18 protein-coding genes are annotated in these 20,783 nt (G+C 72.9%); 6 read left to right on the forward strand and 12 right to left on the reverse strand.

Translation table 11 applies throughout. The features are described from left to right. Nucleotides 1–34: 34 nt before the first annotated feature. Entirely contained in the window at nt 35–1,465 is a 1,431-nt protein-coding gene (gene mqo, locus ACLQ14_RS07615; RefSeq protein ID WP_425811657.1) for a malate dehydrogenase (quinone), read from the forward strand. Between the two features lie 4 nt (nt 1,466–1,469). Next, a complete protein-coding gene (locus ACLQ14_RS07620; RefSeq protein ID WP_425811520.1) occupies nt 1,470–1,922 on the forward strand; it encodes a luciferase family protein in 453 nt (150 codons plus the stop codon). Nucleotides 1,923–1,932: 10 nt separating this feature from the next. Here the strand turns inward: ACLQ14_RS07620 and ACLQ14_RS07625 are convergent, their stop codons facing one another. The 6 genes from ACLQ14_RS07625 to ACLQ14_RS07650 form a co-directional block, all read right to left on the reverse strand. Continuing rightward, the gene (locus tag ACLQ14_RS07625; protein ID WP_425811522.1) at nt 1,933–3,606 is read right to left on the reverse strand and encodes an MFS transporter; all 1,674 of its coding nucleotides are present in this window, start codon (nt 3,604–3,606) and stop codon (nt 1,933–1,935) included. Continuing rightward, nucleotides 3,603–4,631, reverse strand: coding sequence for a glutaminase A (glsA, locus tag ACLQ14_RS07630; RefSeq protein WP_425811524.1), 1,029 nt, complete (start codon nt 4,629–4,631; stop codon nt 3,603–3,605). The genes ACLQ14_RS07625 and glsA overlap by 4 nt, the downstream gene beginning before the upstream one ends. Nucleotides 4,632–4,801: 170 nt before the next feature. Beyond that, on the reverse strand, nt 4,802–6,628 hold the full coding sequence (locus tag ACLQ14_RS07635) for an ABC transporter ATP-binding protein (RefSeq protein ID WP_425811525.1): 1,827 nt from the start codon (nt 6,626–6,628) through the stop codon (nt 4,802–4,804). Beyond that, the gene (locus tag ACLQ14_RS07640) at nt 6,625–8,538 is read right to left on the reverse strand and encodes an ABC transporter ATP-binding protein (RefSeq protein WP_425811659.1); all 1,914 of its coding nucleotides are present in this window, start codon (nt 8,536–8,538) and stop codon (nt 6,625–6,627) included. The genes ACLQ14_RS07635 and ACLQ14_RS07640 overlap by 4 nt, the downstream gene beginning before the upstream one ends. Before the next feature lie 229 nt (nt 8,539–8,767). Further along, nucleotides 8,768–9,985, reverse strand: coding sequence for an MFS transporter (locus ACLQ14_RS07645; RefSeq protein WP_425811527.1), 1,218 nt, complete (start codon nt 9,983–9,985; stop codon nt 8,768–8,770). Further along, nucleotides 9,982–10,629, reverse strand: a complete 648-nt coding sequence (locus tag ACLQ14_RS07650; RefSeq protein ID WP_425811529.1) for a GntR family transcriptional regulator — start codon at nt 10,627–10,629, stop codon at nt 9,982–9,984. The genes ACLQ14_RS07645 and ACLQ14_RS07650 overlap by 4 nt, the downstream gene beginning before the upstream one ends. A 68-nt stretch (nt 10,630–10,697) precedes the next feature. Here ACLQ14_RS07650 and ACLQ14_RS07655 point away from each other — a divergent pair, with 68 nt between their 5' ends. The 3 genes from ACLQ14_RS07655 (at nt 10,698) to ACLQ14_RS07665 (ending at nt 13,525) form a co-directional block, all read left to right on the forward strand. Beyond that, nucleotides 10,698–11,990, forward strand: a complete 1,293-nt coding sequence (locus ACLQ14_RS07655; protein WP_425811531.1) for a glycoside hydrolase family 3 N-terminal domain-containing protein — start codon at nt 10,698–10,700, stop codon at nt 11,988–11,990. 122 nt (nt 11,991–12,112) lie between these two features. After that, the gene (locus tag ACLQ14_RS07660; protein ID WP_425811533.1) at nt 12,113–12,757 is read left to right on the forward strand and encodes a DedA family protein; all 645 of its coding nucleotides are present in this window, start codon (nt 12,113–12,115) and stop codon (nt 12,755–12,757) included. A 9-nt stretch (nt 12,758–12,766) separates the two neighbouring features. After that, the gene (locus ACLQ14_RS07665) at nt 12,767–13,525 is read left to right on the forward strand and encodes an ABC transporter permease (RefSeq protein WP_425811535.1); all 759 of its coding nucleotides are present in this window, start codon (nt 12,767–12,769) and stop codon (nt 13,523–13,525) included. A gap of 36 nt (nt 13,526–13,561) precedes the next feature. Here the strand turns inward: ACLQ14_RS07665 and hpaD are convergent, their stop codons facing one another. The 6 genes from hpaD to ACLQ14_RS07695 all read right to left on the reverse strand — a co-directional run bounded on the left by hpaD (nt 13,562) and on the right by ACLQ14_RS07695 (nt 19,726). Next, complete coding sequence (gene hpaD / locus ACLQ14_RS07670; RefSeq protein ID WP_425811537.1) at nt 13,562–14,716, reverse strand: 3,4-dihydroxyphenylacetate 2,3-dioxygenase; 1,155 nt, start codon at nt 14,714–14,716, stop codon at nt 13,562–13,564. A 28-nt stretch (nt 14,717–14,744) separates the two neighbouring features. Further along, the gene (hpaE, locus tag ACLQ14_RS07675) at nt 14,745–16,256 is read right to left on the reverse strand and encodes a 5-carboxymethyl-2-hydroxymuconate semialdehyde dehydrogenase (protein ID WP_425811539.1); all 1,512 of its coding nucleotides are present in this window, start codon (nt 16,254–16,256) and stop codon (nt 14,745–14,747) included. Next, nucleotides 16,253–16,966 carry a GntR family transcriptional regulator gene (locus ACLQ14_RS07680; protein WP_425811541.1) on the reverse strand — a complete coding sequence of 238 codons (714 nt, stop codon included), beginning with the start codon at nt 16,964–16,966 and terminating at the stop codon, nt 16,253–16,255. The genes hpaE and ACLQ14_RS07680 overlap by 4 nt, the downstream gene beginning before the upstream one ends. Nucleotides 16,967–17,118: 152 nt before the next feature. Next, nucleotides 17,119–18,531, reverse strand: coding sequence for a dihydrolipoyl dehydrogenase (gene lpdA, locus ACLQ14_RS07685; RefSeq protein ID WP_425811543.1), 1,413 nt, complete (start codon nt 18,529–18,531; stop codon nt 17,119–17,121). A gap of 77 nt (nt 18,532–18,608) precedes the next feature. Continuing rightward, on the reverse strand, nt 18,609–19,040 hold the full coding sequence (gene rnhA / locus ACLQ14_RS07690) for a ribonuclease HI (RefSeq protein WP_425811661.1): 432 nt from the start codon (nt 19,038–19,040) through the stop codon (nt 18,609–18,611). A gap of 110 nt (nt 19,041–19,150) precedes the next feature. Continuing rightward, a complete protein-coding gene (locus ACLQ14_RS07695) occupies nt 19,151–19,726 on the reverse strand; it encodes a TetR/AcrR family transcriptional regulator (RefSeq protein WP_425811545.1) in 576 nt (191 codons plus the stop codon). An 83-nt stretch (nt 19,727–19,809) separates the two neighbouring features. On the opposite strand from ACLQ14_RS07695, the gene ACLQ14_RS07700 reads away from it, so the two are divergent. Continuing rightward, nucleotides 19,810–20,709, forward strand: a complete 900-nt coding sequence (locus tag ACLQ14_RS07700) for an SDR family oxidoreductase (RefSeq protein ID WP_425811547.1) — start codon at nt 19,810–19,812, stop codon at nt 20,707–20,709. The last annotated feature ends 74 nt before the right edge of the window (nt 20,710–20,783 follow it).

Here is a 20,783-nt window from a genome sequence, read left to right on the forward strand (position 1 = left end):
CAGCGTCGACGTCGCGCTCGTGGGTGGTGGGATCATGTCCGCCACCCTCGGGGCGTTCCTCAAGCTCCTCGAACCGTCCTGGACGATCGCCCTGTACGAGCGCCTGGACGACGTCGCCCAGGAGTCGTCCAACCCGTGGAACAACGCGGGGACGGGTCACGCGGCCCTCTGCGAGCTGAACTACACGCCCGAGAAGGCGGACGGCACCATCGACATCGCCAAGGCGGTGTCGATCAACGAGCAGTTCGAGCTCTCCCACCAGTTCTGGAGCCACCTGGCCGACGCCGGGCTCATCCCGCCGCTGTCGACGTTCCTGTCGAACACCCCCCACATGACGTTCGTGCGCGGCGAGAAGAACGTCGACTACCTGCGCCGCCGCGTCGAGGCGCTGCGGGCCAACCACCGGTTCGCGGGCATGGAGTACAGCACCGACCCGGCCGTCATCGAGTCCTGGGCGCCCAAGCTCACCGAGGGCCGCGACCCGTCCGAGCCCATCGCCGCCACGCGCGCCGACTGGGGCACCGACGTCGACTTCGGTGCGCTCACCCGGCACCTCGTCGCGTTCCTCCAGGACAACGGCGCCGACGTCGAGCTGCAGCACGAGGTCACGAACCTCGCCCGCCGCGGCGACGGCTGGCGCCTGACGATGAAGGACCGCAGCTGGAACGCCAAGGTCCGCACGCACACCGTCGACGCGAAGTTCGTGTTCGTCGGAGCCGGCGGCGGCGCCCTCCACCTGCTCCAGAAGTCCGGCATCCCGGAGATCAAGGGCTTCGGCGGCTTTCCGATCTCGGGCGCGTTCCTGCGGACCTCCAACCCCGACATCGTGGCCGCGCACCGCGCGAAGGTCTACGGGAAGGCCGACGTCGGCGCTCCCCCGATGTCCGTGCCGCACCTCGACACCCGCGTCGTCGACGGGAAGTCGTACCTCATGTTCGGCCCGTACGCCGGGTTCAGCCCGAAGTTCCTCAAGAAGGGCTCGTGGTTCGACCTGCCCGGGTCGATCCGGCCCGGGAACGTCGGGCCGATGCTCGGCGTCGCCAAGGACAACTTCGACCTCGTCCAGTACCTCGTCGGGCAGCTCGCCGCGTCGCGCGACAAGAAGTTCGAGGAGCTCCTCGCCTTCATGCCGACGGCGAGGCCCAGCGACTGGGAGCTCATCACCGCGGGCCAGCGCGTCCAGGTGATGAAGAAGGACGAGAAGGGCCGCGGCGTCCTGCAGATGGGCACCGAGCTCGTGGCCGCGGGCGACGGGTCGATCGCCGGCCTGCTCGGCGCGTCGCCGGGCGCCTCCACCGCCGCGCCGATCATGGTCAAGCTGCTCCGCCAGTGCTTCGGCGACCGCGCCGCGGCGTGGGAGCCGCGGCTCGGCGAGATCGTCCCGCAGCTTGCGAAGCCCCTCGGCGACGCGGCCGTCGCCGCCGAGCCTCAGGTCGGCGAGGAGCCGCTCTCGGCCAAGGCGTGACCAGGTGCTGACCCGACCGCGCCCGGGCGAGCGTCCCCACACGTCCGACGACGGCCCGCACCGCCAGCTCGACCAGCGCGCCACGCCCGCGCTGTGGGGCGAGCTCGTTGCCCGGGTCTTCGCGCTCGACGGCGTCGTCGAGGGCCACTCCCAGGTCTCCCCCGCCTCCTCGCGCGCCGTCTTCCTCGCCGCTCAGCGCGCGGAACGCGCCCCGGAGACGTCGCTCGCGCCCGGGCAACGCCTCGAGCCCGTCCACCTGCACGGCGTCGACGACACGAGCGTGCACCTCGTGCTGCCGCCCGAACGCGGCGCGGAGCTCGTCCGGCTCGGCTGGGCCGAGCCGCACCAGTACGCGGACTTCGACACCGAGCTCATGGTCTACGGGCCGCGCGACGACGCCGAGCTCGACGACGTGCTCTCGGTGATCGTCGAGAGCCTCGCGTACGCGCGGGGCTGAGTCCTACAGCTCAGTCCTCGTCCGACTGCCCGTGCCGCACGAGCTCCTGCGGCGTCGCGAGCTCCTCGGGGATCTCGTGCGGTCGGTACCGCGGGAGCCGGCTCGCCGGGACGATCGCGAGCGCGCTGATCGCTGCGAGGACGGCGAGGCCGAGCTGGAGGGCGTCCAGCCGCGCGTCCTCGTTGACCTTGACGGCAGCCGCGACCTGCACGGGCGTGGCGGTGGTCCGCCCGAGCGTCGTGCGCAGGGCGTCGTTGCTCACGAAGTTCGTGCTGTCGAGGTCGACCTGCGCGACGAGCTCGGGCGGCAGCTGCGGATGGTCGACGACAGCCCGCCCCACGCCGACCGACAGCAGCGTCACGAGCAGCGCCCCCGCGAGCGCGGTCCCGACGGCCGACGCCAGGTTCTGGGTCGTCCCGCGGATCGACCCGACGTCGCCCGCGAGCTCCCTGGGCGCGGAGGTCACCAGGACGTTGAACACGAGCGTCACGAGGGCGCCCTGGCCGATGCCGAACACCACGAGCCCGAGGATCGTCGGGAGGGTCTCCCAGTTGTTCGTGACCACGGCGGCCAGCCAGACGAGGGCGACGGTCGTGAGGACGAACCCGAACACCCCGATCACGCGGGGCGCGAACCGCCCGTAGAACCGCACGACGACCGTCGCGACGACGAACACCGTGAGGTTGAACGGCATCATGGCGAGCGACGTGTCGAACGGCGAGCGTCCCTGCACGATCTGGATGTACAGGGGGACGGTGAAGTTCAGCGCCGCCTCGAGCGCCACGACGACGAACATCGCGTACACCGCCGCACGCTCGGGCGAGGACCGCAGCACGGACAGGTCGACCAGCGGCACCTTGCCGGCCCGGGTGCGGCGCCGCGTCCACCAGAAGAACGCCTGGCCCAGCACGATGCCGACGACCACGAGCAGGGGCGCGGGCGACAGGCCGGCGAGGTCGAACGGCGCGTCGTTCGTGGCGCTGACGACGCCCCAGCCGTTGAGGTTGTTGAAGCCCATCGTGAGGCAGAGGATCGCAAGGCCGATGAGCACGGCGGCGACGACGTCGATCGTGACCTCGCGGTTCCCGGCGGCGGAGCGCAGCCGGAAGCTCAACGTGAACACGACGGCGGCGACGACGACGAGGATCGCGAACACGGGCCGCCACCCGACGAGCGTGCCGAGGGCGCCGCCGATGAGGAAGGCGCTCACGCCGGAGATCGCGCGGGCCGACCCGAGCGACCCGACGGCGGTCGCCTGCTGCGCGCCGTGGTAGTTCTCCGCGATGAGCGCGACGAGCGACGGGACGATGATCGCCGCGCACGCCCCCGCCACGGCCTGCGCGGCGATGACCCAGCCGACGGACGGCGCGAAGACCATCATGAGCTCGGCGACGCCGAAGCAGGCGACCATGGTCCGGAACAGCAGGACCCAGCCGATCCGCTGGCCGAGCCGGGCGCCCACCATGACGAGCGCCGCCACCACCAGCCCGTACATGACGATCGCTGTGCTGACGTCGGTCGGCGGGACGCCGAAGTCGTCGACCATGCCGCCCAGCGAGACGGGTAGCGCGGCGACGTTGAAGGACATGAGGACCTGCGCGAGGAAGAGGCCCACCATGGGCGTCCACGACGCGCGCGGCGCGACCTCCGTCGCGGTCGTCGCCGTCGTTCCGGCGCTGCTCACGTGTTCCTCCGAGGTTCGTCGGCCGGCCCGGACAGCCGGTAGTCGGCGGATGCGAAGACGTTGAGCCCGAGGGCCCGTGAGAGATACGCGGTGGCGCGCTGCCCGCGGACGCTGTTGCCGGCGTCGTCGAGCGGGGGTGACCACGTGGCGATGCCCGCCTTCCCGGGCGCCACGGTGACGAGGCCGCCCGAGACGCCCGACTTCCCCGGCAGCCCGATCTCGAACAGCCAGTCCCCCGACCGCTCGTAGAGCCCGGTCGAGGCCAGGACCGCCAGCGTGTCGCGGCACACCCCGGCCGAGACGACGCGGCGCCCGGTCACGGGGTTCACGCCGCCGTCGGCGAGCGTCGCCGCCATGACGGCGAGGTCCCGCGCGGTCACGAGCACGGAGCACTGCCGTGTGTAGAGGTCGACGCTGCGTCGGGGGTCGGCGTCGAGCCGCCCGTAGCTCGCGAGCAGCCGCGCGATCGCCTGGTTGCGCTGGTTGGTCGCGGCCTCGGACGCGTAGACCTCCTCGTCGACCCGCAGCTCCCGACCCGCGAACGCGGCCAGGCCGGACCCGACGAACTCCCACCGCTCGGCGTCGTCGGCGCCCGGGACCAGCCCCGTCGTCGCGATAGCGCCCGCGTTGACCATCGGGTTCATCGGGTGGCCGTCGTTCAGCTCGATCGCGACCACCGAGTTGAAGGCGAGGCCCGTGTTGTTCACGCCGACGCGCTCCCGGGCGACCCGGTGCCCGACGACCTCGCAGACCAGCGCGTACACGAACGCCTTGGAGATCGACTGGATCGAGAACTCGACGTCCACGTCGCCTGCAGCGTGGACGGCCCCGTCCGTCCCGACGACGCACACCCCGAACGCGTCCGGGTCCGCGGACGCGAGCGCGGGGATGTAGTCCGCGACGACACCGTCGGCAACCAGGCGGTTGCGCTCGTGCGCGGCCGCGACGAGCTGCTCGACGCGCTCGCCGTCGGGCAGAGACCCGGTCGAGACGGCTTGCTCGACGCCCGTGACGTCCAGGTCCATGCCTCACCCCCGCCACGAACCTATCGGCGCACGTCAGGCCTGCAACCGGGACGCGGCCGGTCGCGTGCCGAGAACGGGATCCCTGCCCTCCGAGCACGGGCTGCCGGTCCGTCCGGGCGACCGGACGGGCGCGCAGCCCGTGCTCGGCGAGGGTGGGGCGGCGGGCTGCGTCAGACGAGCGAGTCGCGCCAGGCGGCGTGGAGCGCGGCGAACCGGCCCTCACCACCGATGAGCTCGCTCGGCGCCCCGTCCTCGACGACGACGCCCTGCTCCATCACGAGCACGCGGTCCGCGATGGCGACGGTCGACAGGCGGTGCGCGATGATCAGCGCCGTCCGGTCGGCCAGCAGCGTCTGGAGCCCGCGCTGGACGAGCCGTTCGCCCGGGATGTCGAGCGAGCTGGTCGCCTCGTCGAGGATCAGCACGGCCGGGTCCGCGAGGAACGCCCTCGCGAACGACAGCAGCTGCCGCTGCCCGGCGGACACGCGCCCGCCGCGCTTGTTGACGTCCGTGTCGTACCCGTACGGGAGCTGCTCGATGAACTCGTCCGCGCCGACGGCGCGCGCCGCGGCCTGCACCTCCTCGAGGCTCGCACCGGGCTTGCCCATGGCGATGTTGTCGCGCACGGTCCCGCTGAACAGGTAGGCCTCCTGCGTGACCATGACGACGGCGCGCCGCAGGTCCTTGCCCGACAGGTCCCGCACGTCGACGTCGTCGAGCTCGAGCGAGCCCGCGGTGACGTCGTAGAACCGCGCGAGGAGCTTCGCGAGCGTCGACTTCCCGGCGCCGGTCGCCCCCACGAGCGCGACGGTCTGGCCGGCGGGCACGTCGAGGTCCGTGCGGGGCAGCACGGGGCGGCCCGCGACGTACGCGAACTCGACGCCGCGGAGCTGCACGTGTCCCCGCGCGTGCTCGAGGGGGGCCGGCTTGGCCGGCTCGACGACGGTGGGCTCCTCCGCGAGCAGCCCCGAGATCTTCTCGAGCGCGGCGGACGCGGACTGGAACGAGTTGTAGAACATGCCGATCTCCTGGATCGGCCCGAAGAACCGCTTCACGTAGAGCAGCACGGCGACGAGGACGCCGACGTCGAGGTCACCGTGGAACACCCGCAGGCCCCCGACGAGCAGCGCGACCGCGACCGTCACGTTCCCGATGAGCACGAGGCCCGGCGAGTAGATGCCGTTGAGGCCCATGGCGCGCGCGTTGGCGGCCCGGTAGTCCTCGGCGAGCGCCCCGTAGGTCGCGTCGTTGGCGCGCTCGCGGCGGAACGCCTGGACGGCCCGGATGCCGGTCATCGTCTCGACGAAGTTCACGATGACCCGCGCCGACGCCGTCCGCTGCTCGCGGTAGTAGACCTGCGACCGCGTCTGGAACCACCGCGTGAGGAGGAACGCCGGGACGAGCGCGGCGACGAGCACCAGACCCGTCCGCCAGTCGAGCAGGAACAGCGAGACGCCCGTGAACAGCATCATGAGCACGCCTGAGACGATGCTCGTCAGACCCGAGTCGAGCAGGTCGCGCAGCGACTCCAGGTCGGACGTCTGGCGAGAGATGATCCGGCCCGACGTGTACGACTCGTGGAACTCGAGGCTGAGGCGCTGGGTCTGCCGGAACACGCGCTGGCGCAGGTCGAGCAGGATGCCCTGCGAGACGCGCGCCGCAGTCCGGACGTAGCCGCTGATGGAGAGGCCGGCGACGGCGGCCGCCACGACGTAGAGGCCGCCCACCATGAGCAGCGGTCCCCACTCGCCGTGGTCCCGGAGTCGGGTGAGCGTGGTGTCGATCGCCGTGGCGATGAGCGCGGGCCCGGCGACCTGCGCGATCGTCGAGACGACCACGAGGATTCCGGCGACCCACAGGCCCCGGCGGTGGGGCTGCATGAGGTCGCCCAGCAGGCGCAGCGACCGCTGCCGCACGGCCTTGGACTGGGTGCGGCTGAGGCGCGTGTCGTCCTCGCCCTCGGTGCCCGTCGGGTTTCCGGCGGTGGTGGTGCTCATCGCTCGCTCCCCTCGCTCGCCTGCCACGCGCCGATCGCGCTGGCCCCCGACCGCCCGGCCGGCGTGGCGTCGCCCGAGTCCAGGGCGTCGTCGACGACGGCGCGGGCCTCGCCGCGCGCGACCTGGCGCGCCACCTCGGCATCCTCGGGCGGCGGTGGCGTGAACTCGTCCTCGAGGCTCGAGATGACGTACCGGTAGTGCTCGTTCGTGGCGAGCAGCTCGCTGTGCGGGCCGACCGCCGTGACGCGGCCGTCCTGCAGCACGGCGACCAGGTCCGCGAGCGCCACGGTGGACGGCCGGTGCGCGACGACGAGGGTCGTGATCCCCTCGAGCTCGCTCGCGAGCCGCGCCTGGATGGCGGCCTCGGTGTCGACGTCGAGCGCGGACAGCGGGTCGTCGAGCACGAGGACCCGCGGCCGGGCCGCGATGGCGCGCGCGAGGGCGATGCGCTGGCGCTGACCGCCCGACAGGCTCATGCCCTCCTCGCCGATGGTCGTCCCGACGCCGTCCGGCAGGTCGTACGCGAAGCCGGCCTGGGCGACGTCGAGCGCGCGCGTCAGGTCGGCGTCGCTGCGGGCGCCGTCGGGCGCGCCGAGCAGGACGTTGTCGCGGACGGACGCCGAGAAGAGGGTGGCGTCCTCGAACGCGACGCCGACGAGGGAGCGCAGGTGCTCGCGGGTCATGTCGCGCACGTCGACGCCGTCGATCGTCACGGAGCCGCCGCTGACCTCGTAGAGGCGGGGCACGAGCATCGCGAGCGTCGACTTCCCGGAGCCGGTGAGCCCGACGAGCGCGACCGTCCTGCCGGGCGGCAGCACCAGGTCGACCCCGTCGAGCACGTCGGTGCTGCCGGGGCCCTCGGTGGGCGCGTCGCCGTACCTGAAGTGCAGGTCCGTGAACGCGAGCTCGCCGTGGGGGTCGGTCACCTCGACGGGGCTCGCCGGGTCGGGCAGCGTGTTCGGCGTCGTGAGGACGTCGAAGTAGCGGTCGACGGCGGTGCGCGCGTTGAGCGTCATCGAGAGGACCATGCCGAGGTCGATGACCGGCGAGTTCACGACGGCGGCGGTCGCGAAGAACGCGACGAGCGCGCCCACGGTGATGCGTCCTTCGGACGCCATCCAGACGCCGACGACGAGCGACACGCCGAGCGTCAGCTCGGGCACCGCGGTCAGCCACGCCTGGAGCCCGGCCTGGATCTTGGCCTTGTCGAGCTCGGTGCCGCGCAGCTCGTCCGCCTGGCGGGCGAACGAGTGGAGCGCGTCCCGGCCGCGGCCGAAGGCCTTGAGGACCCGGATGCCGTGCACCGACTCCTCGACCGCGGTCGCGAGGTCCCCCGCCTGGTCCTGCGACCGGCGGGACACGGCCCGGAACCGCCGGGAGAACGTGAAGGCCATGACGGCCATGGGGATCGCACCGGCGAGGTAGATGAGGCCGAGGACGCCGCCGGTGGCGACCAGGATCCCGATCCCGACGACGATCGTCACGCTCGACACGACGAGCGTGAGCATGCCGAACGCGATCCAGCGGCGCAGGAGGCCGAGGTCGGACATGGAGCGCGACAGGAGCTGCCCGCCGGGCCAGCGGTCGTGGAACGCGACGGGGAGGTCCTGCAGGTGCGTGAACAGCTCGGTCCGCAGGCGGGCCTCGATGTTGGTGCCGGGGATGAGGACCAGGGCGCGGCGCGCCGCGATCAGCCCGGCCTCGGCGACGCCGAGCACGAGGACGAGCGCGACGCCCCACCACAGGCCTGCCTCGTCGTGCTCGGCGAGGCCCTCGGTGAGGGGCCCGTTGACGAGCCACTCGAGGACGCGCGGCACGGCGAGCGCGGCGAGGCTCGCGCCGAGCGCGCACACCACGCCCGCGACGATGCGGGGCAGGACGGGACGGATGAAGGGCACGAGGCGCCGCATGGAGGCGACGGTGGACAGGGAGGCGCCCTCGGCGGCTCGGGCCTGGTCCTCGGTGGGGCGTGCCGTGTCGTCGGGGGCTGCTGTGGGATGGGGACCGTCGGGCCGGCTCGCGGCTCTGGAGGGCATGAGGAGGGGGCTCACCTTCCGGGTGCTCAGGGGATGGTTGCCATTCTCGCACCTCTCACATCGATTCGACCCGTCCTATCACGAGCCGGTCGACCACCCGGTGTCAGCGCGCCGGTCGGCCGCGGCCCGTGGCGACGACGGCGAGGCACAGCCCCGCGACGACGACTCCCGCGGCGAACAGCGCGGCGTAGGAGACGTGGACGGCGAGCACCGCGAGCACGACCGGGACGAAGAAGCCCACGTACGTCAGCGTGTAGTAGACCGCCGTGAGGCCCGCGAGGTCGTCGGGTCCGGCGATCCGCTGGACCTCCGTCAGCCCGGCGACGAGCAGCAGCCCGTACGCGCAGCCCAGGACGACGGCGGTCACGACGGCGAGCGCCAGGTGGGGCACCGCGACGGTCCACGCGGCGAGCACCATCCCGGCCGCGACCAGCACCATGCCGATCCCGATCGCGCGGCCGCTCCCCCGGGCGACGAGCGGACGCGCGAGCGCCTGCACGACGGCCCCGCAGCCGAGCCCCACGAGGCACAGCAGCCCGGAGTAGGCGACGTCCCACCCGGTCGCGAGCGCCGTCGTCACCGTGGGGACGACGGCGTACGCGCTCGCCGCGCAGCCGAACACCCACGGCGCCATGGGCACGACGACGCGCACGAACCGGCGGTGCATCGCCGACGGGACGCGCAGGTCGTCGATCAGCCGGGCCGCGGTCCGGACGGCGGGACGGGTCTCGGGCGCGCGGAGCGCGAGCAGCGCGGGGACGGCGGTGATCGCGACGTTGACGAGGAACGGCGTCGAACGGGGCCACGGACCCCACTGGGCGAGCGCGGCTGCGACGGCGGCGCCGAGCGCGAAGCCCACGGTGAGGCTCAGCGACGCCCGCCGCGCGCCCGAGCCCGGGTCGGCGCCGGGCTCGCGCCGCGACAGCTCCACGACCCAGCTCGTCCCGACGGCCATCGTGAGCCCGAGCGCGACCCCGCACAGCACGCGCCCGGCGAACAGCAGGCCGACGTGCGAGTGCCCGAGCGCCAGCACGAGCGAGCCTGCCATCGCCAGGAAGGGCGCGGGCAGGAACAGCGGCCGTCGGCCGTACCGGTCGGAGAGCGGCCCGCCGAGCAGCAGCGCCGGGATGATCCCCAGCACGTAGGCGCCGAGCAGGACGTCGACCGTCCCGGTGCCGTAGCCGTTGAGCCGCTTGTAGAGCACGAGCAGCGGCGTGAACTCGTTCCCGGCCCAGGCGACGGCGAACATCGCCGGGGCGACGAGCCGCCACGCGGGACTCGCCGGATTCCCCGGCTCCGCCCCGGCGTCGGTGGCGCTCACGGGCGCTCGCCGAACGCCGTCGCGAAGTGGGCGCGCAGGTGGGCGCCGAACGCGTCGAGGTCCCCGCGCTCGAGGTCGTCCGCGAGCGCGGCGTGCTCGTCGAGGATCTCGGTGCCGACCGCGGGCATGACCCGCAGCGAGCTCCGGGTCATGCGCTCCTGCCGCTCCTGGAGCGTGAGGTAGAAGGTGGCGAGCAGGTCGTTGCCGCCCCGGCCCACCAGGGCCTGGTGCAGCTCGGCGTCGAGGCGCGCGAACGCGGCGACGTCGCCCGCGGCCCACGCGTCCCGCTGCCGCGCCAGGACGGCGCGCATCTCGTCGGCGGCGCGGGCCGCCTCCGCCGGGTCGGCGACGACGTGCGCGGCCGCGTGCTCCTCGACGAGGAGCCGCGCGTCGAGGACGGCGTGCTGCTCCCCGGGGGCGACGGGGACGACGAGCGCGCCCTTCTTGGGGAACAGCCGCATCCAGCCCTCGGCCTCGAGGCGGAGGAACGCCTCGCGCACCGGGGTGCGGCTCACGCCGAGCTCGGTCGCGACGTCGCCCTCGCTGATCATGGAGCCGCCCGCGAGGCGGCCCCCGAGGATGGCGGACTTGGTGTGGGCGTAGGCGCGCGTGGCTGCCGACTGTCGACTGCGTGTCTCAGGCACGCGTTCCATCATAGATGCAAGTTGCATCCCTCACGCTCCGCTCATGTCGCCGGGGCGAGGATGGAGCCATGACCGTTCCACGCCCGCGCGCCCTCCGTACCGCCGCCCTCGGCGCCGTCAGCACGCTCGCCGTGCTCGCGCTCGCAGCCTGCGACGGCGGCTCCCCGACGCCGTCGTCCGTGACGACGTCGGAGGCCGACGTGACGCCGACGACGACGCGCACCCCCGCGCCGAACGCCACCCCGACGGCGACCACGAGCCCGGCGGCGACCCCCACCCCGCCGGTGACGAAGCCGCCAGCGACGAAGCCGCCGTCGACAGCGCCCAGCACCCGCCCGCTCGCCGGAATGAGCCTCGACCAGAAGGTCGGCCAGCTGTTCATGGTGGGCGCGACCGCCACCGGACCCGAGCCCGCCACGGGGACCGCGATCAGCCGGTACCACGTCGGCAACGTCATCCTGGTGGGCCGCTCGCAGCTCGGCGTGACCCGCACGAGGGCGATCGCCGACGCGCTGCAGCGGCGCGCGACGTCGTCGGCGACGCACGGGCTGCCGCTGTTCGTCGGCGTGGACCAGGAGGGCGGCAACATCCAGGTGCTGCGCGGCCCGGGCTTCGCCACGATGCCGACGGCTCTCACGCAGGGCAAGTCTTCCCCGTCCGCGCTGCGCCGGGACGCCGCGACGTGGGGGGCCGAGCTGGCGCGCGCGGGCGTGAACCTCAACCTCTCCCCCGTCATGGACACGGTGCCGAGCCCCGCTGACAACGCGTCGAACGCCCCGGTGGGCTACTGGCACCGCCAGTTCGGGTACACGCCCGCCACGGTCTCCTCGCACGGCGTCGCGTTCCTCCGGGGCATGCACGACGCCGACGTGGCGACGACGATCAAGCACTTCCCCGGGCTCGGCCGCGTGCAGGGCAACACGGACTTCACGTCGGGCGTGAAGGACACGGTGACCACGGCCGACGACCCGTACCTCGCGCCGTTCGAGGCCGGCATCGCGGCGGGCACCGAGGCCGTCATGACGTCCACCGCGATCTACACCCGGATCGACCCCCACGACCCCGGGGCGTTCTCCCGCACCGTCGTGACGGGCCTGCTGCGCGGGAAGCTCGGCTTCGACGGCGTCGTCATCACGGACGACGTCTCGAGCGCGAAGCAGGTGGCGGCCTGGAGCCCGGGGCAGCGCGCCGTCAAGGCGATCGCTGCAGGCAACGACATCGTCCTGGCCGGGAGGCCCGAGCAGATCCCCGCGATGACCGCCGCCGTGATCGCCAGGGCGAAGGCCGACCCCGCCTTCGCGCAGCAGGTCGACGCCTCCGCGACGCGCGTCGTCACCGCGAAGAGCCACCTGGCGGGCTGACCGCGATGCCGGACCGCGACGGCCGGGTGGTCAGGTGGACGTCAGGCTCGCCGCCCTACCGTCGGCGCCATGCCGCCCCGCACCCGCGTCACGTCCGCCGCCCCGCCCTCGGCCCTCGCGCGATGAGCGGCGTCCTCGACCCCGCCGCCCTGCTGACCGGCGCCGGCGCCTGGGTCAGTCTCGTGATCGCTGCTCTCGTCCTCGTCGAGACGGGGCTGCTGTTCCCGTTCCTGCCCGGCGACAGCCTGATCTTCACCGCCGCGCTGCTCGGACCCACGCTCCACCTGCCGCTGGGGTGGCTGATCGTCGTCGTGAGCGCGGCGGCGGTCGCGGGCGACGCGCTCGGCTACGGGATCGGGCGCCGGTGGGGACCCGCCCGGTTCAAGCCCGGCGCCCGGGTGCTGCGCCCCGAGTACCTCGCCCAGGCGGACCGGCTCCTCGCCCGGTACGGCGGACGAGCCGTCGTCCTGTCGCGGTTCGTCGCCTTCGCGCGGACGTTCGTCCCGCCGGCCGTGGGGATGTCCTCGATGCGGTACCGCACGTTCCTGCGGTGGAACGTGCTCGGCGCCGTCGCCTGGGCCACGACGTTCGCGCTCGCGGGGCACTGGCTCGGGCACGTGCCTGTCGTCGCGGCGCACGTCGACCTCATCGCGACGGCGCCGGTCGTGCTGTCGGTCGTACCGATCGTCTGGCACGCGCGCCGGCGTGCCCGCCGGACGCCGACGGTGACCGTCGGCCAGCACGTGGGTCCGGCCGCTCGCTCCTAGGCTGTGCCCGTGGTGGCAACCTCCGGACCTGCGGTCCTCGTCGCGCTGGTCGCGCTCGTCGCCGTCGCGGTCCTCGCCTCGACCCTCGGCCGCCTCCGCACGGGACGCGACGTCGTCACCGCTGCGGCGCGCGCCGTCGTGCAGCTCGCCGTCGTCTCGCTGGTCATCGCGTTCGTCCTGCGGTCGCTGGCCTGGTCGCTGCTCTTCACCCTCGTGATGTTCGCCGTGGCCGTCGCGACGACGTCGCGCCGGATCGGCGCGCCCCGCGCCTGGCCGTGGGCCGCGGCGGCGATGGCCTGCGGGCTGGTCCCGACGCTCACGATCATCTTCGCGACCCGGGCCGTCCCGTTCGACGGGCCGGCGCTGGTGCCGTTCGCGGGCATCGTCATCGGCGGCACGATGAACGCCCACTCGCTCGCCGGCCGCCGCGTGTTCGCCGCGCTGCGCGACCAGCACCCGAGCTACGAGGCTGCCCTCGCGCTGGGACTGGTCCCGGACGACGCGGTCGACGTCGTCGCGCAGCACCTCGTGCCCGAGGCGCTCGTGCCCGGCCTCGACCAGACGCGCACCGTGGGCCTGGTGACGCTGCCGGGGGCGTTCGTCGGCGTCCTGCTCGGCGGCGGGACGCCCCTCCAGGCGGGCGCGGCCCAGGTGCTCGTGCTCGTCGGGCTCCTCGCCGCGCAGACCGTCACCGTCGGGCTCGCCTACGAGCTCGTGCGCCGCGGGCACCTCCTGCCCGCCGACCTGCGCGCGAGCCGCTGGACCTGAGCCGGACCGCGGCCCCGGGCCGTCCGTCCGTCGTCGTCAGAGCTGGTGGCCGAGCTTGTACTCGCCCCTCTTCCAGTCCGGGAGCTCGTGGCCCTCGCGGCTGTAGGAGAATCCGTCGGCGCCGATGGTCACGGCGAGCTCGCTGGCGTCCGTGCGGGCGAGGACGGGCTGGGGGTTGCCGTCGAGGTCGAGCACGAGGGACGCGTCGGTGTACCAGGACGGGACGACGGGGTTGCCCCACCAGTCGCGGCGCTGGTTGTCGTGCACGTCCCACGTGACGACAGGGTTGTCGGGGTCGCCCGTGTAGTAGTCCTGCGTGTAGATCTCCAGGCGGTGGCCGTCGGGGTCGCGCAGGTAGAGGTAGAACGCGTTCGAGACGCCGTGACGCCCGGGGCCGCGCTCGATGCAGTCGGACCGCCGCAGCGCCCCGAGCTTGTCGCAGATCGCGAGGATGTTGTGCTTCTCGTGGGTCGCGAACGCGACGTGGTGCATGCGCGGGCCGTCGCCCCCCGTCATCGCGGTGTCGTGGACGGTCGGCTTGCGGCGCAGCCACGCGGCGTAGACGGTGCCGTCCTCGTCCTGGATGTCCTCGGTGACCCGGAACCCGAGGTCCTGCAGGTACGACACCGCGCGCGGGACGTCCGGCGTGACCTGGTTGAAGTGGTCGATCCGGACGAGCGCGCCCGGCGTGTGCAGGTCGTAGCGCCACGCGAGGCGCTCGACGTGGTCGACGTCGTGGAAGAACTCGTAGGGGAACCCGAGCGGGTCCGTGACGCGGACGCTGTCCCCGACGCCCCGGACCCAGCCGCCCGGCCGACGCTCGACCCGGCAGCCGAGCTCGCTGAAGAACGCGACGGCCTTGTCGAGGTCCTCGGGCGCCCGGACCCGGTAGGAGAACGCGGCGACCGCGGCGACGGGGCCGCGTCGGAGCACGAGGTTGTGGTGGATGAACTCCTCGAGCGAGCGCAGGTAGACGGCGTCGTCGTCCTCCTCGGTGACGACGAGGCCGAGCACGTCGACGTAGAACTCGCGCGAGGCGGCGAGGTCCGTCACCACGAGCTCCATCGAGGCGCACCGCAGGATGTCGGGCGGCGGCGACTGCGGCGTCGGCACGGGGTGGTCGGACCGGATCGGGGCCTCCGGGGAGACGTAGAACCCGGACGAGGTGAGGGTCTTGTCGCTGTGAGTCATGTCAGGCGTCCTTGCCGTGAGCCCGCGATCAGCTCGCGCCGAAGGTCGGGTTGTGGACCGCGCCGAGCGTGATGTGCACGGCCTGCTGGTGCGTGTAGAAGTCGATCGAGCGGTACCCGCCCTCGTGGCCCAGCCCCGAGGCCTTGACCCCGCCGAAGGGGGTGCGCAGGTCGCGGACGTTGTTGGAGTTGAGCCACACCATCCCGGCGTCGATCGCGCCGGCGACGTGGTGCGCCCGCTTGAGGTCGTTCGTCCACACGTACGCCGCCAGCCCGTAGGCGGTGTCGTTCGCGAGGGCGACGGCGTCGTCGTCGGTGTCGAAGGGCGTGATCGCGACCACGGGCCCGAAGATCTCCTCCTGGAAGATCCGGGCGCGCGGGTCGACGTCGGCGAAGACGGTGGGCGCAACGAAGTTGCCCGTCTCGAAGCCCTGGGGCCGCCCGCCGCCCGCGACCAGGCGTCCCTCGCTCTTGCCCAGCTCGACGTACGACATGACCTTGGCGAAGTGCTCGGGGTGCACGAGCGCGCCGACCTCGGTCGCGGCGTCGTGCGGGTAGCCGACCTTCACACGCCTCGCCTGCGCGGCGTAGCGCTCGACGAACGCGTCGTACACGTCGCGCTGGACGAGGATGCGGCTGCCGGCGGTGCAGCGCTCACCGTTGAGCGAGAAGACCCCGAAGATCGTCGCGTCGACCGCGGCGTCGAGGTCGGCGTCGGCGAACACCACCGCCGGGGACTTGCCTCCGAGCTCCATCGAGAGGCCCTTGAGGTGGGGCGCGGCGTTCGCGAAGATCGTCTGCCCGGTCCGCGACTCGCCGGTGAACGAGATCAGCGGGACGTCCGGGTGCCTGACGAGCGCGTCGCCGGCCTCCTCGCCGAGGCCGTTGACCAGGTTGAAGACACCGGCCGGCACGCCCGCCTCCTCGAAGATGCCCGCCCAGAGCGAAGCCGACAGCGGCGTGAACTCGGCGGGCTTGAGGACGACCGTGTTGCCGGTCGCCAGCGCCGGGGCCAGCTTCCACGACTCGAGCATGAACGGCGTGTTCCACGGCGTGATGAGCCCGGCGACGCCGATCGGCATGCGGTTGACGTAGTTGAGCTGGCGGCCCGGCACCTTGAAGGCGCCGTCCGACTGCGCGACGACGAGGTCCGCGAAGAACCGGAAGTTCTCCGCGGCGCGCCGCGCCTGGCCCAGGGCCTGGGTGATCGGCAGGCCCGAGTCGAAGCTCTCGAGCTCCGCGAGACGGGCGTCGCGCGACTCCACGAGGTCGGCGATCCGGTGCAGGACGCGCGACCGCTCGCGCGGGAGCATCCGTGGCCAGGGGCCGTCGTCGAACGCCCGACGCGCGGCCGCGACCGCCAGGTCCATGTCGGCCTTCTGCCCCGCCGCAGCCTGGACGTAGGTCTCGTTGGTGACGGGGTCCAGGACGTCGAAGGTGCCGCCGTCGACCGAGTCGACGAACGCGCCGTCGACATAGTGGCGGATCCGTTCCGGGAGGCCGGCGGGCAGGCGATGGGTGGAGTCGGGCAGGTCGGTCATGGCGTCTCCTTCGATGCCGTGGTGCTCCGCGGCGCCCCGTCGGGGTGCCGGAGGGCGAGGTAGGCGTCCAACGTCGCCCAGCGGTGGCGCCGGGCGGCGAGCTCGATCTCGAGCGGGTCCGCGCCGCCCTCGACGAGCGCGAGGAGCTGCCCGTGCTCGCGGACCGACTCGGCCGCGCGGCCGGGGACGAACGCGAACGTCGACGTCCTCAGCCCGGACAGGCGTACCCACCCCCGGTGCACCTCCTCGAGCAGGTACGCGTTGGGGCAGGCGCGGTAGAGCGCCGAGTGGAACTCCTGGTTGAGCGAGGTGAACGTGCGTGGGTCGAGGTCGTCCGCGAGCAGCGTCATCCGGTCGTTGATCGCGCGGGCGTCGTCGAGGTCGGCGGGGGTCAGGAGCGGGGCCGACAGCGCCGTCGCCGCACCCTCGACGACGCCGAGGGTCTGCATGACCTCGGTGTAGCCGCTCTCGTCGACGAGCGAGACGCGCGCACCGACGTTGCGCTCGTGCGTCACGAGCCCCTCCGCCTCCAGCCGGCGCAGCGCCTCGCGCACCGGGACGACGCTCATCCCCAGGTCGCCCGCGAGCGTGCTGAACACCAGCCGGTAGCCCGGGCCGTACTCCTGCCCGACGATGCGGTCGCGGATCCACTCGTACGCGACCTGCGACTTGCTCGGCGTCACCGGTGGCGCCGTGTTCGACGTGACCATGAGCTCCCTCGCTCGTGTGGACCTCGCGTGATCTCAGATCGTATCTGATCCGCCGGGCCCGGGTCACCGTCGGGCAGACGAACGGCCAGAAAAGCGAACGGCGGCCGGCTCCCCGCTCGGGAGTCGGCCGCCGTCGTCGGGCGCAAAGTGCGTCAGATGTTGATCATGTGCCCCACGAGCCCGTGGAACGCCTCCTGCAGCGCCTCGGACAGCGTCGGGTGCGTGTGCACGTTGCGCGCAAGCTCGTTGGCGGTCAGGTCCCACTTCTGCGCGAGCGTGAGCTCGGGGAGCAGCTCGGAGACGTCGGGGCCGATGAGGTGGCCGCCGAGCAGCTCGCCGTACTCGGAGTCGGCGATGAGCTTGACGAACCCGACCGGGTCGCCGAGGCCGTGCGCCTTGCCGTTGGCCATGAACGGGAACTTGGCGACGGTGATCTCGCGGCCGTTGGCCTCGGCCTCCGCGCGGGCCTGGGCCTCGGTGAGGCCGAAGCTCGCGACCTGCGGCTGGCAGAAGGTGGCGCGCGGCATCATGCGGTAGTCGCCGAGCGGCAGCGTCTCGGCGCCGCCGATCGTCTCGGCTGCGACGACGCCCTGCGCCTCGGCCACGTGGGCGAGCTGGAGCTTCGCGGTGACGTCGCCGATCGCGTAGATGCTCGGCACGTTGGTGCGCATCGAGTCGTCGATCGCGATGGCGCCGCGCTCGGTCAGCTCGACGCCCGTGTTCTCCAAGCCGTAGCCCGTGACGTTCGGCGCGAAGCCGACCGACATGAGCACCTTGTCGGCGACGAGCTGGCCGGGCTTGCCGTCCTTGCCGGTGAACGTGACGGTGACCTCGGAGCCGCCGTCGACGACGGTCTCCACCTTGGTCGACGCGAGGATGTCGATGCCGAGCTTCTTGTACTGCTTGGTGATCTCCTTGGAGACCTCCTCGTCCTCGTTCGGCAGCGCGCGGTCGAGGAACTCGACGATCGTCACGTCCACGCCGTAGTTGCGCAGCACGTAGCCGAACTCCATGCCGATGGCGCCGGCGCCGACGATGACGATCGACTTCGGCAGCTCGCGGGTGAGGATCTGCTTCTCGAACGTGACGACGTTCTCGGAGAGCTCCACGCCCGGGAGGAGCCGCACGGTCGAGCCGGTCGCGATGATCGCGTTGGCGAACGTGATCCGCTCGGACGAGCCGTCGGCCTTGGTCACGTCGAGCGTGTTCGCGTCGACGAACGACCCGCGACCGTCGTACTCGGTGATCTTGTTCTTCCGCATGAGGAAGTGGACGCCCTTGACGCGCCCCTCGGCCACCTCGCGGCTGCGGTCGAACGCCGCGCCGAAGTCGATGGTGGTCTCGCCCGAGATGCCGAAGAGGGCCTTCTCGTGGTTCAGCAGGTGCGCGAGCTCCGCGTTGCGCAGGAGCGCCTTGGACGGGATGCAGCCCACGTTGAGGCAGACACCGCCCCAGTACTTCTCCTCCACGACGGCGGTACGCAGGCCGAGCTGCGCTGCGCGCACAGCCGCGACGTACCCACCAGGTCCAGCACCGAGAACGACGACGTCGAAGTGTTCAGCCACGGGTCCGAGCCTAGGCCACGCGAGCGCGTGGTCCCCAACCGCAGGTGCCGATCATCGACGTGAGATCGCGGACACTTTCAGCGACCGCCCCCGCGCACGAGGTCGACGCCCTTGTTCGCGAGCTGGTCGGCCCGCTCGTTGCCGGGGTCGCCGGCGTGGCCCTTGACCCACACCCAGCGCACCTGGTGCCGCGCGACCTCGTCGTCGAGCGACTGCCAGAGCTCGACGTTCTTGACCGGCTTCTTGTCCTTGGTCCGCCAGCCGTTGCGCTTCCAGCCCACGATCCACGACTTCATGCCGTTCATGACGTACGACGAGTCGACGTGGAGCGTCACGTCGCACGGACGGGTGAGGGCGCGGAGGCCCTCGATGACCGCGGTGAGCTCCATGCGGTTGTTCGTGGTCGTCGGGTCGCCGCCGAAGAGCTCCTTCTCGCGCCCCTTCGACCGCATGAGCACGCCCCACCCGCCGGGGCCCGGGTTGCCCTTGCACGCGCCGTCGGTCCACATCTCGACGACGGTCAGCTCGCCGCGCTCGTCGGGCGGGACGGCAGACGGGTCGGGCGGGGTGACGAGGGCGGTCTCTTCGGGCACGGCCCCACCTTAGGGTGCGGCGCGCGTCAGGAGGCGACGTCCGTCGCGAGGGCCGACCGGAGCTCGTCGACGACGGCGCGGCCGAGCTCGGCGAAGCCCCGCGCCTCGTCCGGGGCGACCCACAGCCCGAACGTGACCTGGAACGCGGAAACCACCGTCCCGGCGGCGAGGGCGGCCCGGACGGCCGGCACGCCGCGCGCCCGGAACCCCTCCGCGAGCGCGTCGGAGAGGTGCGCCATCTTGGCGCGCTCGCGCTCCAGGAGCTCGGGGTTCGCGTCGATGACCTGCTGGCGACGGCGCGAGAAGGGCCGGCGCTCCTCGTCGAAGAACGTCGCGGCGCGGTCGAGCACCTGGACGGCCACGGCGAGGGGGCCGGGCTCTGCGGCCGCGGCGACGCCCGCGGCGAGCGCGTCGTTGAGCTGCTCCTGTCCCTGGAACAGCACCTCGCGCTTGTCGGCGTAGTACCGGTAGAACGTGCGCTCGGTGAGCTCGGCGCGCCGCGCGATCTGCGCCACGGACGTCTGCTCGAAGCCCTGCTCGGCGAAGAGGTCGAGCGCGGCTGCGCGGAGTCGTTCGCCGGCGTCCGGCTGCCATCGGGCCATGGACCCATCCTAGGTGATGTCAGACCCTGCCATCAGTGCTACGGTCGTTGATGTCACACCCTGACATCACTGGAGGATTTCCCATGCGCATCTTCGTCACCGGAGCCACCGGCTGGATCGGCACCGCCGTCACCGGGGAGCTCCTCGCCGCCGGGCACGACGTCGTCGGCCTGGCACGGTCCGACGCGTCCGCCGAGAAGCTCGCCGCGCGCGGCGCCACGCCGGTGCGCGGGACGCTCGACGATCTCGGCACCATCAAGGACGCCGCCGCCGACTCGGACGCCGTGATCCATCTCGGCTTCGTCCACGACTTCGACCGGTTCGCCGACTCGGGGCTCGTGGAGCGCTCCGTCGTCCAGACGGTCGCCGACACGCTCGCCGGCTCCGACCGGCCGTTCCTGTTCGCCTCCGGCGTCGCCGGACTCACGACCGGCCGGGTCGCGACCGAGGAGGACCCGTCGCCCGCGGTCGGGCCCGACTCGCCGCGCGGCGGCAGCGAGAACCTCGCGCTCTCCTACGCCGACCAGGGGGTGCGCAGCGTGGCCCTGCGGTTCGCCGCGAGCGTGCACGGCATCGGCGACCACGGCTTCGTGGCCGAGCTCGCGCGCGTCGCACGAGAGCGCGGCTTCGCGGGCTACATCGGGGACGGCGCCAACCGGTGGCCCGCCGTGCACCGGTCCGACGCCGCGCGGCTCGTCGCGATCGCCCTCGACCGGGCGCCCGCGGGCGGGGTCGTCCACGCGGTCGGCGAGGAGGGCGTCGCCATCCGCGACGTCGCCGAGGCCCTCGGACAGAGCCTCGAGCTGCCGACACGCGCGGTCGCGCCGGAGGACGCCGCCGCGCACTTCGGCTGGATCGCCCGGTTCCTCGCGCTCGACGCCCCGACGTCGAGCGCCCTGACACGCGAGCGCTACGGCTGGGCGCCCACGGGCCCGACGCTCGTCGAGGACATCGCCGCGGGCGGGTACCTCCCCGGCGCCTGAGCGACGCCGCCGGCGGGGCCGGGAAGCGCCGCCTTCACCCGGCTCCGTCGACCGGTGCGTGGTAGGCAGGAGGC

Source organism: Luteimicrobium sp. DT211 (assembly GCF_049844995.1).
Taxonomy (GTDB): Bacteria; Actinomycetota; Actinomycetes; order Actinomycetales; family Cellulomonadaceae; genus Luteimicrobium.

Excerpts from the sequence above, each read along its gene's own strand:
- mqo (WP_425811657.1), top strand. The coding sequence starts at position 35 with ATGTCCGCCACCCTCGGGGCGTTCCTCAAGCTCCTCGAACCGTCCTGG.
- glsA (WP_425811524.1), bottom strand. The coding sequence starts at position 4,631 with ATGGACCTGGACGTCACGGGCGTCGAGCAAGCCGTCTCGACCGGGTCT.
- ACLQ14_RS07635 (WP_425811525.1), bottom strand. The coding sequence starts at position 6,628 with ATGAGCACCACCACCGCCGGAAACCCGACGGGCACCGAGGGCGAGGAC.
- ACLQ14_RS07640 (WP_425811659.1), bottom strand. The coding sequence starts at position 8,538 with ATGCGGCGCCTCGTGCCCTTCATCCGTCCCGTCCTGCCCCGCATCGTC.
- ACLQ14_RS07655 (WP_425811531.1), top strand. The coding sequence starts at position 10,698 with ATGACCGTTCCACGCCCGCGCGCCCTCCGTACCGCCGCCCTCGGCGCC.
- ACLQ14_RS07660 (WP_425811533.1), top strand. The coding sequence starts at position 12,113 with ATGAGCGGCGTCCTCGACCCCGCCGCCCTGCTGACCGGCGCCGGCGCC.
- hpaD (WP_425811537.1), bottom strand. The coding sequence starts at position 14,716 with ATGACTCACAGCGACAAGACCCTCACCTCGTCCGGGTTCTACGTCTCC.
- hpaE (WP_425811539.1), bottom strand. The coding sequence starts at position 16,256 with ATGACCGACCTGCCCGACTCCACCCATCGCCTGCCCGCCGGCCTCCCG.
- ACLQ14_RS07680 (WP_425811541.1), bottom strand. The coding sequence starts at position 16,966 with ATGGTCACGTCGAACACGGCGCCACCGGTGACGCCGAGCAAGTCGCAG.
- rnhA (WP_425811661.1), bottom strand. The coding sequence starts at position 19,040 with ATGTGGACCGACGGCGCGTGCAAGGGCAACCCGGGCCCCGGCGGGTGG.
- ACLQ14_RS07695 (WP_425811545.1), bottom strand. The coding sequence starts at position 19,726 with ATGGCCCGATGGCAGCCGGACGCCGGCGAACGACTCCGCGCAGCCGCG.
- ACLQ14_RS07700 (WP_425811547.1), top strand. The coding sequence starts at position 19,810 with ATGCGCATCTTCGTCACCGGAGCCACCGGCTGGATCGGCACCGCCGTC.